At 47.2% G+C, this 17227-nt stretch carries 16 protein-coding genes; 12 read left to right on the forward strand and 4 right to left on the reverse strand.

Going from position 1 to position 17227, the window contains the following annotated elements; genetic code table 11:
- Positions 1 to 113: 113 nt before the first annotated feature.
- A complete protein-coding gene (gene metJ / locus KO537_RS11510) occupies positions 114 to 428 on the reverse strand; it encodes a met regulon transcriptional regulator MetJ (protein ID WP_105251319.1) in 315 nt (104 codons plus the stop codon).
- Positions 429 to 638: 210 nt separating this feature from the next.
- Here metJ and metB point away from each other — a divergent pair, with 210 nt between their 5' ends.
- From metB to metF, 3 genes are all read left to right on the forward strand, one after another.
- Positions 639 to 1802, forward strand: coding sequence for a cystathionine gamma-synthase (gene metB / locus KO537_RS11515; protein ID WP_198573399.1), 1164 nt, complete (start codon positions 639 to 641; stop codon positions 1800 to 1802).
- Positions 1803 to 1813: 11 nt separating this feature from the next.
- Positions 1814 to 4207 (forward strand): bifunctional aspartate kinase/homoserine dehydrogenase II, encoded by a 2394-nt coding sequence (locus KO537_RS11520; protein ID WP_105251321.1) that lies wholly within the window; start codon positions 1814 to 1816, stop codon positions 4205 to 4207.
- A gap of 217 nt (positions 4208 to 4424) precedes the next feature.
- Complete coding sequence (gene metF, locus KO537_RS11525; RefSeq protein ID WP_012088154.1) at positions 4425 to 5312, forward strand: methylenetetrahydrofolate reductase; 888 nt, start codon at positions 4425 to 4427, stop codon at positions 5310 to 5312.
- A gap of 56 nt (positions 5313 to 5368) precedes the next feature.
- Here the strand turns inward: metF and KO537_RS11530 are convergent, their stop codons facing one another.
- On the reverse strand, positions 5369 to 7270 hold the full coding sequence (locus tag KO537_RS11530; protein ID WP_219234544.1) for a methyl-accepting chemotaxis protein: 1902 nt from the start codon (positions 7268 to 7270) through the stop codon (positions 5369 to 5371).
- Positions 7271 to 7493: 223 nt separating this feature from the next.
- On the opposite strand from KO537_RS11530, the gene slyA reads away from it, so the two are divergent.
- The 8 genes from slyA (at position 7494) to KO537_RS11570 (ending at position 13773) form a co-directional block, all read left to right on the forward strand.
- Positions 7494 to 7967 carry a transcriptional regulator SlyA gene (gene slyA, locus KO537_RS11535; protein WP_105251323.1) on the forward strand — a complete coding sequence of 158 codons (474 nt, stop codon included), beginning with the start codon at positions 7494 to 7496 and terminating at the stop codon, positions 7965 to 7967.
- 8 nt (positions 7968 to 7975) lie between these two features.
- On the forward strand, positions 7976 to 9034 hold the full coding sequence (locus tag KO537_RS11540; RefSeq protein WP_173496470.1) for an HlyD family secretion protein: 1059 nt from the start codon (positions 7976 to 7978) through the stop codon (positions 9032 to 9034).
- Between the two features lie 214 nt (positions 9035 to 9248).
- A complete protein-coding gene (locus tag KO537_RS11545; RefSeq protein WP_219234515.1) occupies positions 9249 to 10277 on the forward strand; it encodes a DUF2955 domain-containing protein in 1029 nt (342 codons plus the stop codon).
- A gap of 225 nt (positions 10278 to 10502) precedes the next feature.
- Positions 10503 to 11126, forward strand: coding sequence for a c-type cytochrome (locus tag KO537_RS11550; protein ID WP_219234516.1), 624 nt, complete (start codon positions 10503 to 10505; stop codon positions 11124 to 11126).
- A 10-nt stretch (positions 11127 to 11136) separates the two neighbouring features.
- Entirely contained in the window at positions 11137 to 12204 is a 1068-nt protein-coding gene (locus tag KO537_RS11555) for a c-type cytochrome (RefSeq protein ID WP_219234517.1), read from the forward strand.
- A gap of 441 nt (positions 12205 to 12645) precedes the next feature.
- Complete coding sequence (locus KO537_RS11560) at positions 12646 to 12810, forward strand: hypothetical protein (RefSeq protein WP_219234518.1); 165 nt, start codon at positions 12646 to 12648, stop codon at positions 12808 to 12810.
- Between the two features lie 8 nt (positions 12811 to 12818).
- On the forward strand, positions 12819 to 13340 hold the full coding sequence (locus tag KO537_RS11565; protein ID WP_219234519.1) for a hypothetical protein: 522 nt from the start codon (positions 12819 to 12821) through the stop codon (positions 13338 to 13340).
- Positions 13341 to 13443: 103 nt separating this feature from the next.
- Entirely contained in the window at positions 13444 to 13773 is a 330-nt protein-coding gene (locus KO537_RS11570) for a cysteine-rich CWC family protein (RefSeq protein ID WP_219234520.1), read from the forward strand.
- A 7-nt stretch (positions 13774 to 13780) separates the two neighbouring features.
- On the opposite strand, the gene KO537_RS11575 is transcribed toward KO537_RS11570, so the two are convergent.
- The gene (locus KO537_RS11575) at positions 13781 to 14890 is read right to left on the reverse strand and encodes an energy transducer TonB (RefSeq protein WP_219234521.1); all 1110 of its coding nucleotides are present in this window, start codon (positions 14888 to 14890) and stop codon (positions 13781 to 13783) included.
- A gap of 196 nt (positions 14891 to 15086) precedes the next feature.
- Positions 15087 to 15908 (reverse strand): hydratase, encoded by an 822-nt coding sequence (locus KO537_RS11580; protein WP_219234522.1) that lies wholly within the window; start codon positions 15906 to 15908, stop codon positions 15087 to 15089.
- Positions 15909 to 16226: 318 nt separating this feature from the next.
- Here KO537_RS11580 and KO537_RS11585 point away from each other — a divergent pair, with 318 nt between their 5' ends.
- Positions 16227 to 17201 carry a DMT family transporter gene (locus tag KO537_RS11585; protein WP_113940039.1) on the forward strand — a complete coding sequence of 325 codons (975 nt, stop codon included), beginning with the start codon at positions 16227 to 16229 and terminating at the stop codon, positions 17199 to 17201.
- The last annotated feature ends 26 nt before the right edge of the window (positions 17202 to 17227 follow it).

A 17227-nucleotide genomic window follows, 5' to 3' on the forward strand; every position in this document is an offset into this window, starting at 1 on the left:
CAACTCAAGATGGTGAAATTTAAAGTTTGAAGTCGCTTGGGTATAAACAAAAAGGGATCGTTAACGATCCCTATTGATGAGCACTGTGATATGACTTTGAAAGCGACGAGTCGCTATTCCATGTCTTCCCACTCGATTCCCATTTGATCCATCAACAACTTGGCTTCGGCGGGAATGCTGTCTGGGTTGTCTTTTGACAGATCTTCATCGTTGGGCAATGGCTGGCCAGTGTAGGCGTGCAAAAATGCCTCACACAACAGCTCGCTGTTGGTGGCGTGACGCAAATTATTGACCTGACGACGAGTACGTTCGTCCGTGAGGACCTTAAGCACTTTGAGCGGAATAGACACAGTAATTTTTTTTACTTGTTCATTCTTCTTGCCATGTTCAGCATAGGGGCTGATGTATTCCCCATTCCATTCAGTCATTGACTCACCTGTTATAACGCTAAATTCGGGGCAGATTTTAAACCCTTACAAAGAACAGTCAAATTATTGCTACTATTTCTTTGTGATTGCAAACAGATTTCTTTATGTTCAGACGTCTAAACGTCTTCACGCCTATTGACGATGGCGTTGGGCTTAGGTACATTTAGACGTCCAGACATCTCTATCAGTCTACCGAATTTAGGAGTCCCCATGGCAGAGCGTCAATTAGCCACACTGGCAGTGCGTCAGGGTATCGAAAGCGATACTCAATATGGCGCAGTTGTGCCACCGATTTATTTGTCGACTAATTACGCCTTCGATGGTCATAAAAATCCCCGCGAATTCGATTACAGTCGTTCAGGCAACCCAACGCGCTGCATTTTAGGTGAAGCATTAGCCCAATTAGAAAAGGGCGCCACTGGTATAGTGACATGCACTGGCATGGCGGCCATCACCTTAGTGACGACTTTGCTCGGCCCCGATGACCTATTAGTTGTGCCCCACGATTGTTACGGCGGTTCCTACCGTTTATTTACCAACTTGGCGAAGAAAGGCCAGTTTAAGCTCATTGTGGTCGACCAAACCGACAGCCAAGCGTTAGCCGCCGCCATTGCGCAGAATCCTAAGATGGTGTGGCTCGAAACCCCATCGAACCCGTTATTGCGTGTGGTAGATATCGAAGCCATTGCTAAGGCGAGCCATGAGGTCGGCGCGCTGGTGGTGGTCGATAACACCTTTTTATCGCCGATATTGCAACAACCCCTATTGTTAGGCGCGGATATCGTTATCCACTCCACCACTAAATATATCAATGGTCACAGCGATGTGGTCGGCGGCGCTGTGGTCGCCAAAGACGCGCAAATCGGCGAAAGCTTACATTGGTGGTCGAACACTCTAGGCTTAACGGGGTCAGCCTTTGACAGTTATCTGACCCTGCGCGGCCTACGTACCTTAGCGGTGCGTATTCGCGAGCATCAAGCCAATGCCCAGCGTATTATTGAGGTATTAACGCAAAGCCCTGTGGTGAGCAAAGTCTATTACCCAGGGCTTGCGGATCATCCAGGTCACGCCATTGCGGCCAAGCAACAACAGGGCTTTGGCGCTATGCTGAGCTTTGAGCTCAAAGGCGGCGAGGCCGAAGTGGTGGCCTTTTTAGGTGCACTCAGCTTATTTAGCGTGGCGGAAAGTTTAGGTGGTGTTGAAAGTTTAGTGGCCGTGCCCGCAACTATGACCCACAGAGCCATGGAGCCGCAAGCGCGCTTCGAGGCTGGTATTAAGGACACCCTATTGCGTCTATCGGTGGGTATTGAAGATGCCGCCGATTTAGTTGCAGATATTCAAGCAGGATTAGCCGCCGTTGCGGCTTGTCAGTAGAGGAATAATAGATGGCACGTTGTCACTTACATAAATTTGGTGGCTCCAGTTTAGCGGATGCCGATTGTTATCGCCGAGTCGCCCATATCCTATTAACCCACGGTCATAGTGATGATCTCGTGGTGGTCTCTGCGGCGGGTAAAAGCACGAATTTCCTGTATAAATTATTAGCGCTGCGTGATGCGGGTCAGCTATGGCAAGAAGAATTACAAGTGCTGATCAGCTACCAACAGGGGTTGATTGAGCAGTTGTTGTCGAATGAACAAGCCCGCGATCTGCGTGAGCGTTTGGCCACTGATAAAGCGCAACTCATCAGCTTGTTGTCCTTAGATGAGCGCAACGAATACCAAATCAACCATGTGGTGAGCTTTGGCGAACGTTGGTCGGCACGTTTAATGGCGGCGCTACTGCGCGAATCTGGCGTGGCAGCAAGCCATGTGGATGCCTGTTCAATTTTAGTGGCCGATGAAGCCGCTGTGCCACAAATTCGGGTACAGGAATCCCGCGCTAAAGTACAAGCCCTATTAGCTGCGCATCCCAATGAACGCTTAGTGATCACAGGATTTATCTGCGCTAACGAGCGTGGCGATACCTTGTTACTTGGTCGTAATGGTTCAGATTTTAGCGCCAGCCTGATTGCGAGTCTCGCTGATATCGAGCGCGTGACCATTTGGACCGATGTGGAAGGGGTGTTCAACGCCGATCCTAATAAAATCAACGATGCCAAGTTACTGAAAAGCATGTCACTTGCCGAAGCCGATCGCCTAGCGCGTTTAGGCTCGCCTGTATTACATTCGCGCACTCTGCAGCCTTTGTTTAATACCGAAGTGAGTTTAGCGGTACGCTCAAGTTATGCATCCCACACCGACTTTACCTTAATCGCACCCCACAGTTCGTCGGCGAGCGCGCCTGTGGTGACTAACCTCAATGCTGTTGTCCTGTTCGGCTTTAAACTCACAGGGGAGTTAACTCGTTTATTAGATTTATTGATTGCCGCGGGTTTAACGCCATTGGCCCATTGGACCTCTGCCCATCAAAGGGTTGAACTTGCCTATACCGCTGAGAATCAAAAACAAGTTCAAAGATTACTCGATGCCGAGGCAGAAGCATTAGGGATCAGCGAGCAGCAGATCAACACAGATTTTGGTTTAGTCGCATTAGTAAGTGCCGACGCCGAACATTATCGCCGCAGCTTCGCGCGTTTACTGAGCCGTGATGCTAAACCTTTGTTCAGTGGCGATTTAAGTTTAGTGACGTTAGTGCCCCAGTCACAGGTGAATCTGTTAACCCAAAAAGTTCACCGTCGCTGCGCTGGCCCGCGTAAACGCATTGGCGTCCTGCTGCTCGGTGTGGGTAATATCGGTGAGGCTTGGATCGATCTGTTTAAGTCGGTTTCACCCTCACTAGACCATGAACTCGAAGCTAGTGTTGAGTTAGTCGGTTTAGTCAGTTCGAGTAAAGCCTTGATTAAATCCACTGGCATTAATCTTGCCGCGTGGCAAACAGAGTTCAATACTGAAGCAACGCCTTGGCAGTATGAACATTTATTCGAGCAATTAGAGCAAGTTAACTGCGATGAGCTGGTGGCCTTAGATATCAGTGCCAGCGCCAGTTTGACGCTGCAATATCCAGAACTGTTCGAGCGTGGCATCCATGTGGTGAGCGCGAATAAACTTGCGGGCTCGGGTCCATTGCCTTTCTATCGAGAGTTAAAGCAGCAACTGGGTAATCGTCGTTTGTTTTGGCGCTATAACGCCAGCTGTGGCGCAGGTTTACCCATCCAACATGCGCTAAATGATCTGCGTAACAGCGGTGATAGCGTTGAAGCGGTGGGCGGGATTTTCTCCGGCACCTTGTGTTGGTTGTTTGAGAAATATGATACTAGTAAGCCATTTTCAGAATTAGTGATTGAAGCCAGAGGCTTAGGCATTACTGAACCCGATCCCCGCGACGATCTCTCCGGTCGTGATATGCAGCGTAAACTGCTTATTTTGGCCCGTGAAATAGGCCTTGAAATCGAGCTCGAAGATATTGAACTGCGCTCACTCGTGCCAGCCGCTTTGGCGGATATTCCCTTAGATCAATTTCTCACCCGCATTGCCGAGTTAGATGCCGATCTGCTGCAACAGTATGGTGCGGCGGCGGAGCAAAATAAGGTGCTCAGATACGTGGCATCCTTAGACAACAGCGGCCCAGAGCTCAAGGCCGAGGTGGGTTTGCAGTGGATTGATACCCATCACCCTTACGCCAACTTAACCCCTGGTGATAATGTGTTTGTGATCCGCAGTGTCTTCTACCAAGGTAATCCGCTGATCATCCGTGGACCGGGCGCTGGACGCGAAGTGACCGCGGCGGCGGTGCAGTCGGATCTGACCCAGATCTGTCGCGATCTCTTGCAAGAGTAGACTGAAATTCAGCAGCTTAAAGGACTCATTCGAGTCCTTTTTTATTGGCTAGAATAAATCTATCGAATTAACCGAGATTAAATGCGGTTTATGGGTATTTTTGGGCTTGACTTACATCTCAGTTTCTCTAGTATATGGACATATAGACGTCCAAACGTCCATTTGAACTAATTCATACTAGCAAAGAGTAGCGCCAAGGGCGGTTGAGGAAATACACATGGCTTTTCATCACGCACAACATTCACAATCGCTGAACCAGAGCTTGTCTGAGCTTAATGGCGATATTAATGTTTCTTTTGAGTTTTTCCCGCCATCGACCCCCGAAATGGAACAGATCCTGTGGAACTCTATCCGTCGTTTAGAGCCGCTGAATCCTAAGTTTGTGTCTGTGACTTACGGTGCTAACTCAGGTGTTCGCGACCGCACCCATGGCGTGATTGAACGTATCCAACAGGAAACCGACCTCGTTGCCGCGCCGCACTTAACCTTAGTGGATGCCAGCGATGAAGAGCTGTTAGAACTGGCTAAGCATTACTGGAAATCGGGCATTCGTGACATAGTGGCACTGCGGGGTGATTTACCCGCGGGTAGCCCAAAGCCAACCCGTTTTGCGGTCGATTTAGTGCGTTTACTGCGCTCAGTGGCTGACTTTGATATTTCAGTTGCGGCCTATCCAGAAGTGCATCCCGATGCGAGTAATGCACAGGCGGATTTGATCAACCTTAAGCGCAAGATTGATGCGGGCGCTAGCCGTGCTATTACCCAATTTTTCTTCGATGTGGAATCCTACCTGCGTTTTCGTGATCGCTGCGTTGCCGCCGGTATCGACGTTGAAATCGTGCCGGGCATTTTACCTGTGACTAACTTTACCCAGCTAAAACGTTTTGCTGGCATGACCAATGTGTCGTTACCTAATTGGTTACATAAGCAATTCGACGGCCTAGAAAACGATGCGGGTACACGCCAATTGGTGGGGGCAAACGTGGCCATCGACATGGTGAAAGTGCTGTCCCGCGAAGGCGTGAAGGATTTCCATTTCTATACCTTAAATCGCGCCGAATTGACCTACGCGATTTGCCACACTTTAGGCGTGCGTCCTAAATAAAACTTTATAAAATAAGCTAATAAAAACGCCGCAGAGAATGCGGCGTTTTGTTTTGCTTAAATTCTAAATTGAGCTAATAAAGTTGTTAAACGGGCTGCGAGTTGGGCAAGTTCATCGCCAGCGCGTGCAGTTTGTACCGCACTATCTGTCGCATTGGTCGCAATATCATTGATGTTATTAACATTTTTATTAATCTCTGCCGAAACCGCACATTGCTCATTTGCAGCGCTGGCGATCTGGATATTCATCTGGCTAATGGTGGAAACCGCATGGGTAATGGCTTCGAGTGCTTCACCCGCTTGGTGAACTTGGGATACACAGCTTTGGGTGGTGCGGGTGCTGGTTTCCATCGCATTGACTGTAGACTTAGCTTTATGCTGAAGCGCTTCGATCATCTGCTGAATTTCCGTCGTAGATGCTTGAGTGCGGCTCGCCAGAGTGCGTACTTCATCGGCAACGACCGCAAATCCTCGACCTTGTTCTCCCGCCCTTGCGGCTTCAATTGCCGCATTGAGTGCGAGTAAATTAGTTTGGTCGGCAATATTACGGATAACCACAAGCACAGAATCGATTTCAGCGGTATTACGCTCTAATTCATTGATTTCACTCGCTGCTGTGGCTATTTCCTCGGCCAATATGGCGATAGTGGTTACCACTTTTTGTACAACCAATTTGCCTTGTTCGGTTGAGTCATTGGCATGATTGGCGGCATCGGCCGCATCGGTCGCGTTATGGGCAACTTCTTGTACCGTTGCGGCCATTTCATTCATTGCGGTGGCAACTTGCTCGGTTTCAAGGTGCTGACGACTCGCCATCTTCTGGGTTTCCCGCGTAATGCTCGACATTTCTTCAGCAGAGGTGGCGAGCAGGCTTGTTGAGTCGGCGACGTGGGAAACTGTGTTGTGAATTTTTTCTACAAAGCGGTTGAATGCCATCGATAATTCAGCAATTTCATCCTTACCTTTTACCGCGATTCGGCGGGTTAAATCGCCTTCACCTTCAGCGATATCATTCATGGCTTGGGTGGTTTCAGCGATAGGGCGAGTAATCCCTTTGGCAATAAACCAAGCAATGGCAGTTCCAATGACCAGAGCCACTAAACCGATAAGGATCAACTTAAGGCGAATATCCGCTATCGCTTGTTCTGAATGGGTTCTATCCATCGCAATATCGAGTACGCCAAACACGTTTCCTGAGTAATCTTTTATGGCGTTGCGATACAGAGCATAGGTTTTGTTATTTAAGGAAATAGTGCGTATGACTTCATGGCCTTGCATGACGTTATTGAGTTCATCTGTCGCTTGGGTATCAGGCGTGAATGTAGCGCCAAATAACTTATATCCAGAATCATCTGGCAAGATGAGGGCAATTTCTGCTTGATAGGCTTGTTTAAAATTATCAAAAAAGGGTTGACCGAAGGACATGCCAAACTCAACTGAGCCTGTGTGTTGTCCGTTGTAAGTCATTGGAACTAAACCACGAATACCTAATCCTTCCACTCCATATTCCAAGCCATAAAGAGGGCGCTTTTGGCTATTTGTTTCAACTATGGTCTTGCGTATGCTGGTGAGATCATCGCCAAATTTGTCGGGACGATGCAAGCGTAGAAAAGAAGTGGCTGGTGGCCTATGAAATTGGAATTGCTGAACCGCAAAATCGCGCTTAAGTTGGGTAAATATAGGTAAGGTACGGGCGGTAAGTTCATCACGCTCGCCTGTTGCAAAGGTGCTTTGAACTTCTGGCGTGAGTGAGATGATGGTTGCCATTGCTTCGGCTAACTTGCCCGATGAGGCTATCTCGGCAACAGCGGTTTCATAGATCTTATGGAGTTCTCTTTGCTCGGATTCTGCAACTTGGCGACTGAATTCAGAGAGAACGAGCGGCATGATAAAGCTCATTACTGTTAACAGTAATAGACAGATCCCAATAACGATCCTCGTACTAATTTTTAGATTTATCAAAACAGCCTCCAATTCATGTGCAAATCAACTCAATTTATCCGTTTGATATTATAGAGATACAACTTGATAAGATTTGAGAGGGCGCGAACCTTTTTAAGTTATTTATTCCCTCTTACGCTCGTTTCGTGCCCTTGGACACAGATCTATTTTTGGCCTAAATATTTACTTAGCCTGCTAACTAAGTATAATGCTTAGCACGCTAACTAAGTGGGTGGGCAAGATGCAAAAAGAATTAGAGCGACTAAAAGAGTTATCACTGGCGGAGCATTTAGGTCGTCTGCATCGACTGTGGCGTACCGTGGCCGATGTTGAGCTGGCACCTTTAGGATTAACTCATCCCCGTTGGACTGCCCTTTGGAAACTGCTGCGTTTAGGCGACAGCGTGAGCCAGAAAGTATTGGCCGATGCCTTAGAAATTGAATTGGCTTCGCTAATGCGCACCTTAGGGCAATTAGAAGAGCAAGGTCTAGTCGAGCGTCATTGTTGTGACAAAGATAAGCGGGCAAGGATTGTGAGCCTGACGCCAGCGGGATTAGATGTTTTAAAGCAAATGGAAGCGCGGATTATTCAAGTGCGCCGTGAGTTATTAGGCGGGATCAGTGCCGAAGAGTTGAGCGAATTTGAACGCATTATTAGCCTGATCAGCGACAACGCCAGCGCCAAATTAACCAAGGTTACAGACACCCTTTTGTGAGAAAGAAGATGACACCGGATCAACAGTTTGCCCGTTTAGTAAAATTTGCCATGTTTGGCTTTGTGATGGTTTTTGGCTATTTCATGCTGGCCGACACTATGATGCCATTGACGCCTCAAGCCATGGCGACCCGTGTAGTGACTAAAGTGACACCGCAGATCAGCGGTAAAATCCAGACCATAGCCGTGACCAATAACCAAACGGTTGCCAAGGGCGATTTGTTGTTTCAAGTCGATCCCGCGCCTTATGAGTTAGCGGTATCGCAAGCTAAATTGGCCTTAGAGCAAGCCCGTCAAGATAATGCTGAGTTAGATGCCTCGCTACTGGCTGCTAAGGCCGAGGTCAATGCCAATAAAACCACCTCACAACAAAAACGCAGCGAGGCTAAACGTCTCGATGCCCTGTATGCCACCCATGGCGTATCGCAGCAGCAAAAGGAGCTAGCCGATAGCGATGCCGCAGCTGCTGAAGCAAATTTGCTTGCCGCCAATGCGCGTTTAGAAAAACTCAAAGTGAGTCGTGGCAGTTATGGCGAAGAGAATCTTAAAGTGCGTCAGGCGCAAAACCATTTAGCCCAAGCTGAGCTTAATCTGTCTTACACCCAAATACGTGCAGATCAGGATGGGATAGTGACTAACCTGCAGTTAGAAGTCGGGAGTTTTGCGACCGTGGGGCAACCTCTGTTGGCTGTGGTATCGGATAAAGTGGATATTATTGCCGATTTTCGCGAGAAGAGCCTGCGTGGAGTTAATGCGACTTCGACCGCTTTGATTGCGTTCGATGGCGAACCTGGGCGTTTATATCGGGCGACGGTGAGCAGTGTCGATGCGGGCGTGAGTGCTGGGCAATTCGATGCCAATGGCCGTTTAGCCGCGCCGCAGGAATCGGACCGTTGGGTACGTGATGCCCAAAGATTGAGACTGCATTTGGAGTTAGATGGTATGGCGATGAACAGCTTGCCAGCGGGTGCGCGCGCGACTGTGCAATTGCTGCCCGAGAATAGCCTGTTCAGCTTGCTCGCTAAGGTGCAGATTAAAGCAATCAGCTTGCTGCACTATATTTACTAGCCTATTTACTAGAATGTTTACTAGCGTATTTACCAGCATCTTTACCGGCATATCCATTAGTACTTATCTGTGTTGACGAGCACGAGTGACTCGCGGTTGGTTTGTATTTGCCGCGAGTGGCTTGAGTGAACGCTTCAAAGCAACATAAGTGTGAACGCAGCATAAGCCAGCTAAACATCCTCATTTAATGTATCGATAGAACAAGGCGACGAGCATGTTACTACGCCATAGCCCATTGACGGCCAACGATTTACGCCAGTGTTTACGGATTGCGACTGGCGCGACCTTAGGTTTTACCCTGTGTAAAATTTTTGGTTGGAGCAATGGAGTCTTCTTCACTGTGACACCTATGCTACTACTCGGATTAGTGCCAGTGATGAATGGCCATGCTATGCGCCAATTATTAGCTTCATCTGCCATGGCTGGGTTAGAGGTTGGGTTACTCGGCGGTTTCTTTGGCAGCCATCCCGGCATGATGACTCCTATCGTTTTCCTATTATTTTTATATCGCTTTGCGGCCATGTCCCGCGGCAGTTTGTTTCTCTTTGGTGCCAACGGAGTGCTCAGCCTCAGTATCATGCTGCACTTTGCCAGCTATCCAGGGGTTGACTTAAACGACTTAGTTTTCAGTAACTTTTGGGCGACAGCACTGTCAGTTGTTATCGCCTACGCTATGACGGTACTCTGGCCCGATGTTGAACCAAGAGCAGCTTACAAATCTGGGCCTAAGGCGCCGCATCGAATGCGCCACGAAGCCTTGCTTGGCGCGACCATAGCGACGGCATCATTTCTGGTGTTCCAAATATTTGATCTGCGGGATTCGATGTCGGCTCAAGCGACCACTCTTTTGCTATTGTTTCCCATGCATTGGAATGGTGCACTCGACTATGCCCGTAAGCGCGCCATAGGCACTTTGTTGGGGGTGTCGTTTGGGATACTCGTGCAGTTGCTGCTCTATGATTGGTCAGGGCTATTGATGTTAGTTGTCCCCTTGTTGTGGATTGGACTGATGATTTTTAGCCAAGCCCATGTGCGTGAGGCGAATGGCTCAGGTGTCGGTTTTGGTGCTATGACCACGTTAGGGATTTTGTTTGGACAGTATTTGACCCCAGGTAACGACTTAATCTTCAGTGCCTTATACCGAGTGAGCAGTATTTTAATCGCTATCGTTGGCACGTTACTTTTATGCTATTTGATACATAAGTTATTGAATCGTTTCGAATCGACGCGATTTGGTTATTGAGCAGGCCACTAAGTATTGAAGGCTTGCAGCTTAACCTTGTACAGAGTAAGGTAAATTTATCCCATTTGAATTGAACAATAAGTGACTCTTAATGAATGTTAAGGCTCATTTATTGGCTGTTTTAAAAATGAGCGGCTGATTTTAAAATGGGTTTAGTGTGTGAGCACAAACATAAATAACAATAACCCCTATGCTTTAGAGCTTAATTCTCTTCAAGGATAGAACATGAAGATTAAAACATTAGTCATAGGCTTAACGCTATGTAGCGGCTATGCCGCTGCCGCCGAGCCTTCTGACAAACAATCGATGAACGTTATCCCACAAGCTGCACAGTTATGTGTGTCTTGCCATGGGGCAGGGGGCGAGGGTATTGAACCACTTGGCCCTCGATTAGCGGGATTATCTAAAGAATATATCTCGACACAATTGCAACATTTCCAAGCGGGCGTTCGCCAAAACGCGACCATGATGCCGATGGCAATGACGCTCCAAGGTGACGGTATTGAGCAAGTGTCGAGCTATTTTTCAGCTAAGCCTGCCAATGACGTCAAGCCTGTTATCCGCGGTGAACAAGTTGTTTTTAATGACGATACCGCCCGTTTAGCCTATCAAGGTGATTGGTCCCGTGGTTTACCAGCCTGCGTGACCTGCCATGGTCCTTCTGCATTAGGTGGTGGCTTATTTCCTCGCTTAGCAGGTCAACAGGCGAGTTATATCAAAACGCAATTATTGGCGTGGCAGTCGGGAACACGTAAAGGTGACGTCGATGGCATGATGGGGAGCGTCGCGAATAAGCTCACCGTCGCCGAGATTGATGCGTTAGCCAACTATTTTGCGAATTTAAAATAAGGAGCCGGCCATGAAATATTCCGCAATGTTATTACTGGCCGCGATGGGGTCGTTAACCGTTCAGGCGCAAGCTGAAACTGAGCCAGTACAAGAACGCCCAGATAAGCAAGCTCCGCTGCCTTCTTTCCCTAAGGTAGCGGATCAAACCTATCTTACCCCTAGACCTTTGAGTGCGATTCCCGAAGGCGCCTTTGGTGACAAAGTGCGTTTAGGTTATCAACTGTTTGTGAATACCCAACAGCTGCGTGATAAGTATGTGGGTAATGAGCTTAACTGTACCAATTGCCATATGGATGCAGGCCGTAAAGCCAATGCATCACCCCTCTGGGGCGCGTATTTTGCTTATCCGGCGTATCGTAAAAAAGACAATAAAGTCAGTAGCTTTGAAGAACGCATCCAAGGTTGTTTTAACTATTCGATGAATGGTAAAGCCCCAGCATCAGGTAGCCCTGAGTTAGTGGCGCTTTCTGCCTACGCTTATTGGTTAGGCATGGGCGGCTTGATGGATGAGGCTAATATCAGTGGCCCTGTTCCTGAGATCAGTGATGCTGAGTTAGTCAAAGGTGCTAAGCGGGATGACTTCCCACTACCAGGGGCATTAGCTAAGGCGATGACAGTTGAGCAACGTGCTAACTTGCCGGGTCGAGCTTATCCTGAGATCCCAAAACCCGAACAAGCCTATTCACCTGAACGGGGTAAAGCCGTGTATGTCGCCCATTGCCAAACTTGCCATGGTGTTGATGGGCAAGGTCAAGCCATAGCGGGTGTGTATGCATTGCCCCCGCTGTGGGGAGCTCAAAGTTATAACTGGGGAGCGGGAATGCACAGGGTCAATACTGCCGCATTTTTCATTTATGAAAACATGCCCTTTGGTAAGAGCATGCAGCTGACGAACCAACAGGCTTGGGATGTTGCCGCTTACATCAACTCCCACGAGCGTCCGCAGGACCCACGTAGCAAAGGTGATGTAAAGCAAGCGCAGGAAAAATACCATAATGACAGCGATTACTATGGTCTCACGGTTGATGGCAAAGTGTTAGGCACTGAGTCCTATCCGATTTTTCCTAAGAAGTCATAGTTGAGTCGCTGAGATTAAGTGCTCGTGTGATGTTATAAAGCGAGTGAATAAGTTAGACAGAAAAGCCAGCAAGCATTTAGCTTTGCTGGCTTTTTTATTAATTAGCCCAAGAGTTTAGGCTTGTCATGGCACTTTCTCACCGACACGCAGCCAATCCATCCGTGGATGCTCGACCGCCCCGTCTGATGTGAAAGGATTCACAAATGCCGTGATGGCATGGATGCCAAAAAGCGGCCATGGGGCGGACGGTCGTCTCGCAAATCACCATGACTCACCTTTCGAACATTTGTGTAACCTGTTGGTTTAAAATACAGAGAATTTAGCAATGGATGGCTTGTTAAACTTATTTTCATTAAACAGTTCGCTTGCCAACCTGTTTATTTCGGGTAATCTTTAAGCACAAATTTAACATATTTAATAACATCAAGAGATATTTACTACATGGAAAATAAAAATAATCCACCTCAGCCTAAACCCAATGATCAACGTCAACCTGGAACAGAAAGCCGAACGCCTGTGTTTGATCGCTCTGATAAAGCAAGTAACAATCCAAATACTATTTTACAAAGTGCAACGACACCACCAATGCCACCCGCAAAACGTTAAGGGGCTATATGACAAATTCAAAACAAATACCAACTGATGATGATTATGACCGTCATTGGAAGTTATTATGGAATACACAATTAGGTGTGCGTTATCACATGCACATGCAAAATTGTTATGCTCGTTTTGGTAAGTTTGTCACTGCTTTCTCACTTGTTATGAGTTCAGCGGCATTTGCGACTTTTTATCAGAATGACAATATTTATGCTAAATGGTTGGCTTGTGCGGTGGCTTTGGCTCAAACACTAGAACTTGTGGTTGACTCAAAAGCGAAAACAACATTGCACGCATCTTTACGGCAAAAGTATTTGCAATTAGAGCTTGAGCTATCAGAGCGAGATTTTGTTTACGATTATGAGCAAAAATCATTAATGGCTAAGCGAATTGCAATAGAAGTTGAAGAGCCACCGATTATAAAAGAGTTGATGAATCATTGTAATAATGAGCTTGTCAGCGTTTATGATTTAGAAGAAAAACACAAAATTTCTATGGGCTGGTATGGGAAGGTAAAAGCCAACTTATATAGTTAATTTCACAGGTTGTCTAAACGCCCCACAATATGGATAGAGAGCTGTGATAGCGTCAAACTTCAATTTTTACGCTATAACAACTTAACTTGCTATAAGGATTACCGTGTCTCAGCCATTGGAAGAACCTAAGTTAGAAACTGCGCAAATTTGCCCTCTGTGCCAAGGTGCGAATCAATGTGCTGTGATTTTAGGTAAGGGTATTGAGGATTGTTGGTGCGCTCTGCAAGCATTTCCACCTTTGGCCGCCTTGCAAGCGCAAGCATCAGATTCGCCGCTAGGGGTCATCAACCATATTTTACCGTCTGCCGATGCGTGTATTTGCCAAGCTTGTTTAATCCAACTTAAGCAGGGGTTAAGTCTGGGGCAGCTTGCAGAGCAGGATGAAAAAAGCCCATCGAGTGTGAGCGACGGGCTAGGTTATGAGGTGAAATAGCGGGCTATTAGTTTATGGTGTAATCCATTTGCACGCTAGTTTGTGCTTCCACGGCTATACCATTTTCAAACTTGGGTGCGTAACGCCATTTATTTAAGGTTTCAATACTCTTTTTTTCAAATAAAGCACCACCCTTAGAGGCTAAAATTTCAGGATTTTTCACGAACCCATGTTCATCGACAGTAAATTTAAGCTGAACCCAGCCACTTTTACGTTGCTTAGCATAGGACATTGGATAGTCTGGTACGATACGGAAAATAGGTTGTTGTTCCTGTGCGTCGGCCCAAGGACGCATTTTGCCGATAGCAATACAGTGGGCGGTGGACTCGTCACGCTTTCCTTGGCGCTCATAGAGTTCGACTAAATAAGCGTGGGCACTTAAGGCATAGGGATGGCTAAAGTTAAGGGCTTCAAACTGCTTCACGACTTCTAAAAGCAATGGCATCGCCTTGTCATCATGCTTTTCTGCATACTCAACTGCACCCACCACATAGGTTGCCTTGACTCTGTCTATGGCGTTCTCTGGTAAAATCTCTTTATAAATATCATAGGCATCGAAGGCATAGCGTCTTACGCTTTTGGTGTATAGCTCTGTATTTGATAAGCGGTTGAAGGCGGCCATTTTTACATCGGCGAGCAGTTTCTTTTTATCGGATTTTTCAGCAATTGCGATAGCAGTAAGCAAATCATTTTTTGCATCTTTGGCTTCAACGGCGGTTTGTGCAGTCCCCAGTAAGGGGTCGATAAGCTCAAGCGCTTCTTTGCCATAATGAACTTTATAGTTTGCAAGAGCGAGCTGATACAACTCATTTGCCTTCGCCGTTTTTGGCAGATTCTTTTCTGCAAATGGGTAAGGGGCGACTTGCTTTTCTATCGCGCTGGCCCAGTTCATGGCGAGATTCGCTAAGTCGACACTGTCTTTGGCATATTGGGCTTCGCCGAGTAGATAAGCGGTTTTTGCGCTTGCTTCAATATTTGCAGCATCGCCTTTTTCTACGGCGGCTTGATAGTCACTATAGGCTTTGGCAAAGCTATTTTCTGAGGCATGCACGCTAAGAGAAGTGCCTAAAGTGAGGGCAAGAAGACAGGCAATTGGCAGCATTTTTCCGTGTGACATTCTATATATCCTTATTATTGATGAATTTAGATGATACATAGGTGTACATTTTGAGGCAAGTTAGTTTGGCTTTTGTTAATTATGCTTGTGGTGAATGCAGATAACTGAGCACTGAGAACTGAGATTGAAAATAAGCGAGCCCAGCTGAAACTGAGTTCGCTTATTTATCAGTGCCTTGTCGCTTTATAAGTCGCAATCACTTAGCTGTGAAAGTCACGGCGAACTGTCCAAGCGCGCCGTATTCAAATTTGCAGACCTGTGCCAATGGCAGATCAAGGACGCCAGCGTAAGAGCCTGTGATCACATATTGCCCTTGAGTTAAGCCAATGCCTTGGGCGGATAAAAAGTTAACTAACCAGTAGAGTCCCGCCTTAGGGAAACCGTTGGGATGAATGGCGGATTTTTGCAGTGTGTCGCTTTGCTGGTGCTCGCCATTGGCAATATCAACGCTGAGCTCGAAACTGCTCGTCTCTAAACCTTCTTGCGGATTTAGCACTGGCCCTAACCACAGTCCTTGATTGACTAAGCCATCGGCGAGGGCATCAAAATGCGTCGCTTCACTGGGTGTGTGGTAGCGGCTTTTGATCAATTCTAGCGCTAAACGAATGTCACCTAAGGCCTCGTCGATTTCAGCCTCTGTATAAGGCGTGCTTCTTGGCGGTAAATCGCGAGCAATCTCGAAGGCGAGTTCGGGTTCGACTCGGGCCAGACCTTTAGTCGATGGATAGAGTGGGCAAGTGGTCGATTGTTGATACACATCATCTTGATAAATAGGCGCTACGACGGTTTTTTCCGCCGTGGGTAATAGGCATTTCCACGCCGCGATAGGATTGTTATCGCTTGCCTTAAATATTTCTGCCACTGTTTGCTGAATAGCGAAGGCCTGTTCGAAGCTGGTTGGCCTTAGTTCTGGGATCAGTACATCGCCGCTCGTGCCTGCTGCGCGGCGCTCGGCTAATTCCTTGGCTGCGGTATTAATATGCGTTTTAACTTGTTCGATCGTGGCGGTAGATAACATTAACTTTCCTATTTAAAGCGTTAGCTTAAAAAGAAGTGGCCTAGAGAGTGTGTGGCAGAAGCCATGTTTATGGGCCAAATATACTCGGTTATTGGCAACGCGGGAAATGCCAATGTTGGCTTTAGTTGAAAATCAGTAGCCACTGAGTCAAGAATGCGGTTAATACTCCTATAACCTTAAGATACTGAAACTTGCATCGTATAAGTGTCAGCTAAAGTATCCAATCTAATGCGAATGTTTCCATGATGATAGGCTAGATATTGTGCTGGCTCAGTGCCAGAATGGCTGTCCATTTTGCGGTTTCTACTGGACTCCTCCGTGAACCTTAGCCATAACGCCCCTCAGGCAAATAATCATGCTCAACTCGGGCTCCTGTTCATCTCAGTTGCGGTTTTATTTTGGGGCATGTTACCTATAGCATTAAAGCTCTCGGCGGCCTTTATCGATCCCGTGACTCTTACTTGGTTTCGTTTTCTGGTCGCGCTTTTAGTCAGCATAGTGATCCAATGGAGCGCAGGTAGTCTTAAGCAATTTGCAGCACTCGATGCCAAAGTTTGGTTAAGGTTAGTGCTTGCTGGCATCTTCTTGATGCTCAATTATGTGTCTTTTGTTTATTCACTCGATTACCTCGCACCGGGCGCCGCCCAACTGAATTTCCAGACTTCGCCCTTTTTCCTCGCGTTTGGTGGTGTGTTGTTTTTTAAGGAACGGCTTAATGCAGTACAACTCAGCTGTTTTGCAACCTTAGCTTTAGGTATGTTGATGTTTTTCCATCCTAATTTAAATTTTTCTGGGGCTAATAATCATCAGGTTTGGATTGGGGTGATGATCATCCAGTTCTCAGCACTGTCGTGGACTAGCTATGCCTTATTGCAAAAATCCTTACTGAATCGTTTGTCGCCCGCGAACGTGCTCTTAGTGATCTATGGCTTAGGTATTTTCGTAATGGCTCCCTTTAGCGACTTTAGTCAGTTTGTCCGTATGGACAGCTTCGATTGGCAGATAGCACTGTTTTGCGCCGCCAATACCTTGATCGCCTATGGCTGTTTTGGCCAGTCGATGAAGTACTGGCCGACGGCGCAGGTTAGTGCCATGTTGGCCCTAACGCCAGTATTTAGCTTTAGTGCCACGGCGTTAGTGGTGAGCCTTGGCTGGTGGCCAGAAGTATTCCGCGCTGATGAATTAGATGGTTTATCTTTGCTGGGGATTGGCGTGATTATTGTGTCTGTGATGGTGGTGCAATTGCTGCCTATGTATCGTAATCGTCAGGCGAAGCGTTTGCAGGCTGTCTAACGCAGACATTTTATCTATGGGAAAGG

Origin of the sequence: Shewanella sp. NKUCC01_JLK (genome assembly GCF_019345615.1) — a bacterium.
Taxonomy (GTDB): Bacteria; Pseudomonadota; Gammaproteobacteria; order Enterobacterales; family Shewanellaceae; genus Shewanella; species Shewanella oncorhynchi.

Excerpts from the sequence above, each read along its gene's own strand:
- metJ (WP_105251319.1), bottom strand. The coding sequence starts at position 428 with ATGACTGAATGGAATGGGGAATACATCAGCCCCTATGCTGAACATGGC.
- metB (WP_198573399.1), top strand. The coding sequence starts at position 639 with ATGGCAGAGCGTCAATTAGCCACACTGGCAGTGCGTCAGGGTATCGAA.
- KO537_RS11520 (WP_105251321.1), top strand. The coding sequence starts at position 1,814 with ATGGCACGTTGTCACTTACATAAATTTGGTGGCTCCAGTTTAGCGGAT.
- metF (WP_012088154.1), top strand. The coding sequence starts at position 4,425 with ATGGCTTTTCATCACGCACAACATTCACAATCGCTGAACCAGAGCTTG.
- slyA (WP_105251323.1), top strand. The coding sequence starts at position 7,494 with ATGCAAAAAGAATTAGAGCGACTAAAAGAGTTATCACTGGCGGAGCAT.
- KO537_RS11540 (WP_173496470.1), top strand. The coding sequence starts at position 7,976 with ATGACACCGGATCAACAGTTTGCCCGTTTAGTAAAATTTGCCATGTTT.
- KO537_RS11545 (WP_219234515.1), top strand. The coding sequence starts at position 9,249 with ATGTTACTACGCCATAGCCCATTGACGGCCAACGATTTACGCCAGTGT.
- KO537_RS11550 (WP_219234516.1), top strand. The coding sequence starts at position 10,503 with ATGAAGATTAAAACATTAGTCATAGGCTTAACGCTATGTAGCGGCTAT.
- KO537_RS11555 (WP_219234517.1), top strand. The coding sequence starts at position 11,137 with ATGAAATATTCCGCAATGTTATTACTGGCCGCGATGGGGTCGTTAACC.
- KO537_RS11560 (WP_219234518.1), top strand. The coding sequence starts at position 12,646 with ATGGAAAATAAAAATAATCCACCTCAGCCTAAACCCAATGATCAACGT.
- KO537_RS11565 (WP_219234519.1), top strand. The coding sequence starts at position 12,819 with ATGACAAATTCAAAACAAATACCAACTGATGATGATTATGACCGTCAT.
- KO537_RS11575 (WP_219234521.1), bottom strand. The coding sequence starts at position 14,890 with ATGTCACACGGAAAAATGCTGCCAATTGCCTGTCTTCTTGCCCTCACT.
- KO537_RS11580 (WP_219234522.1), bottom strand. The coding sequence starts at position 15,908 with ATGTTATCTACCGCCACGATCGAACAAGTTAAAACGCATATTAATACC.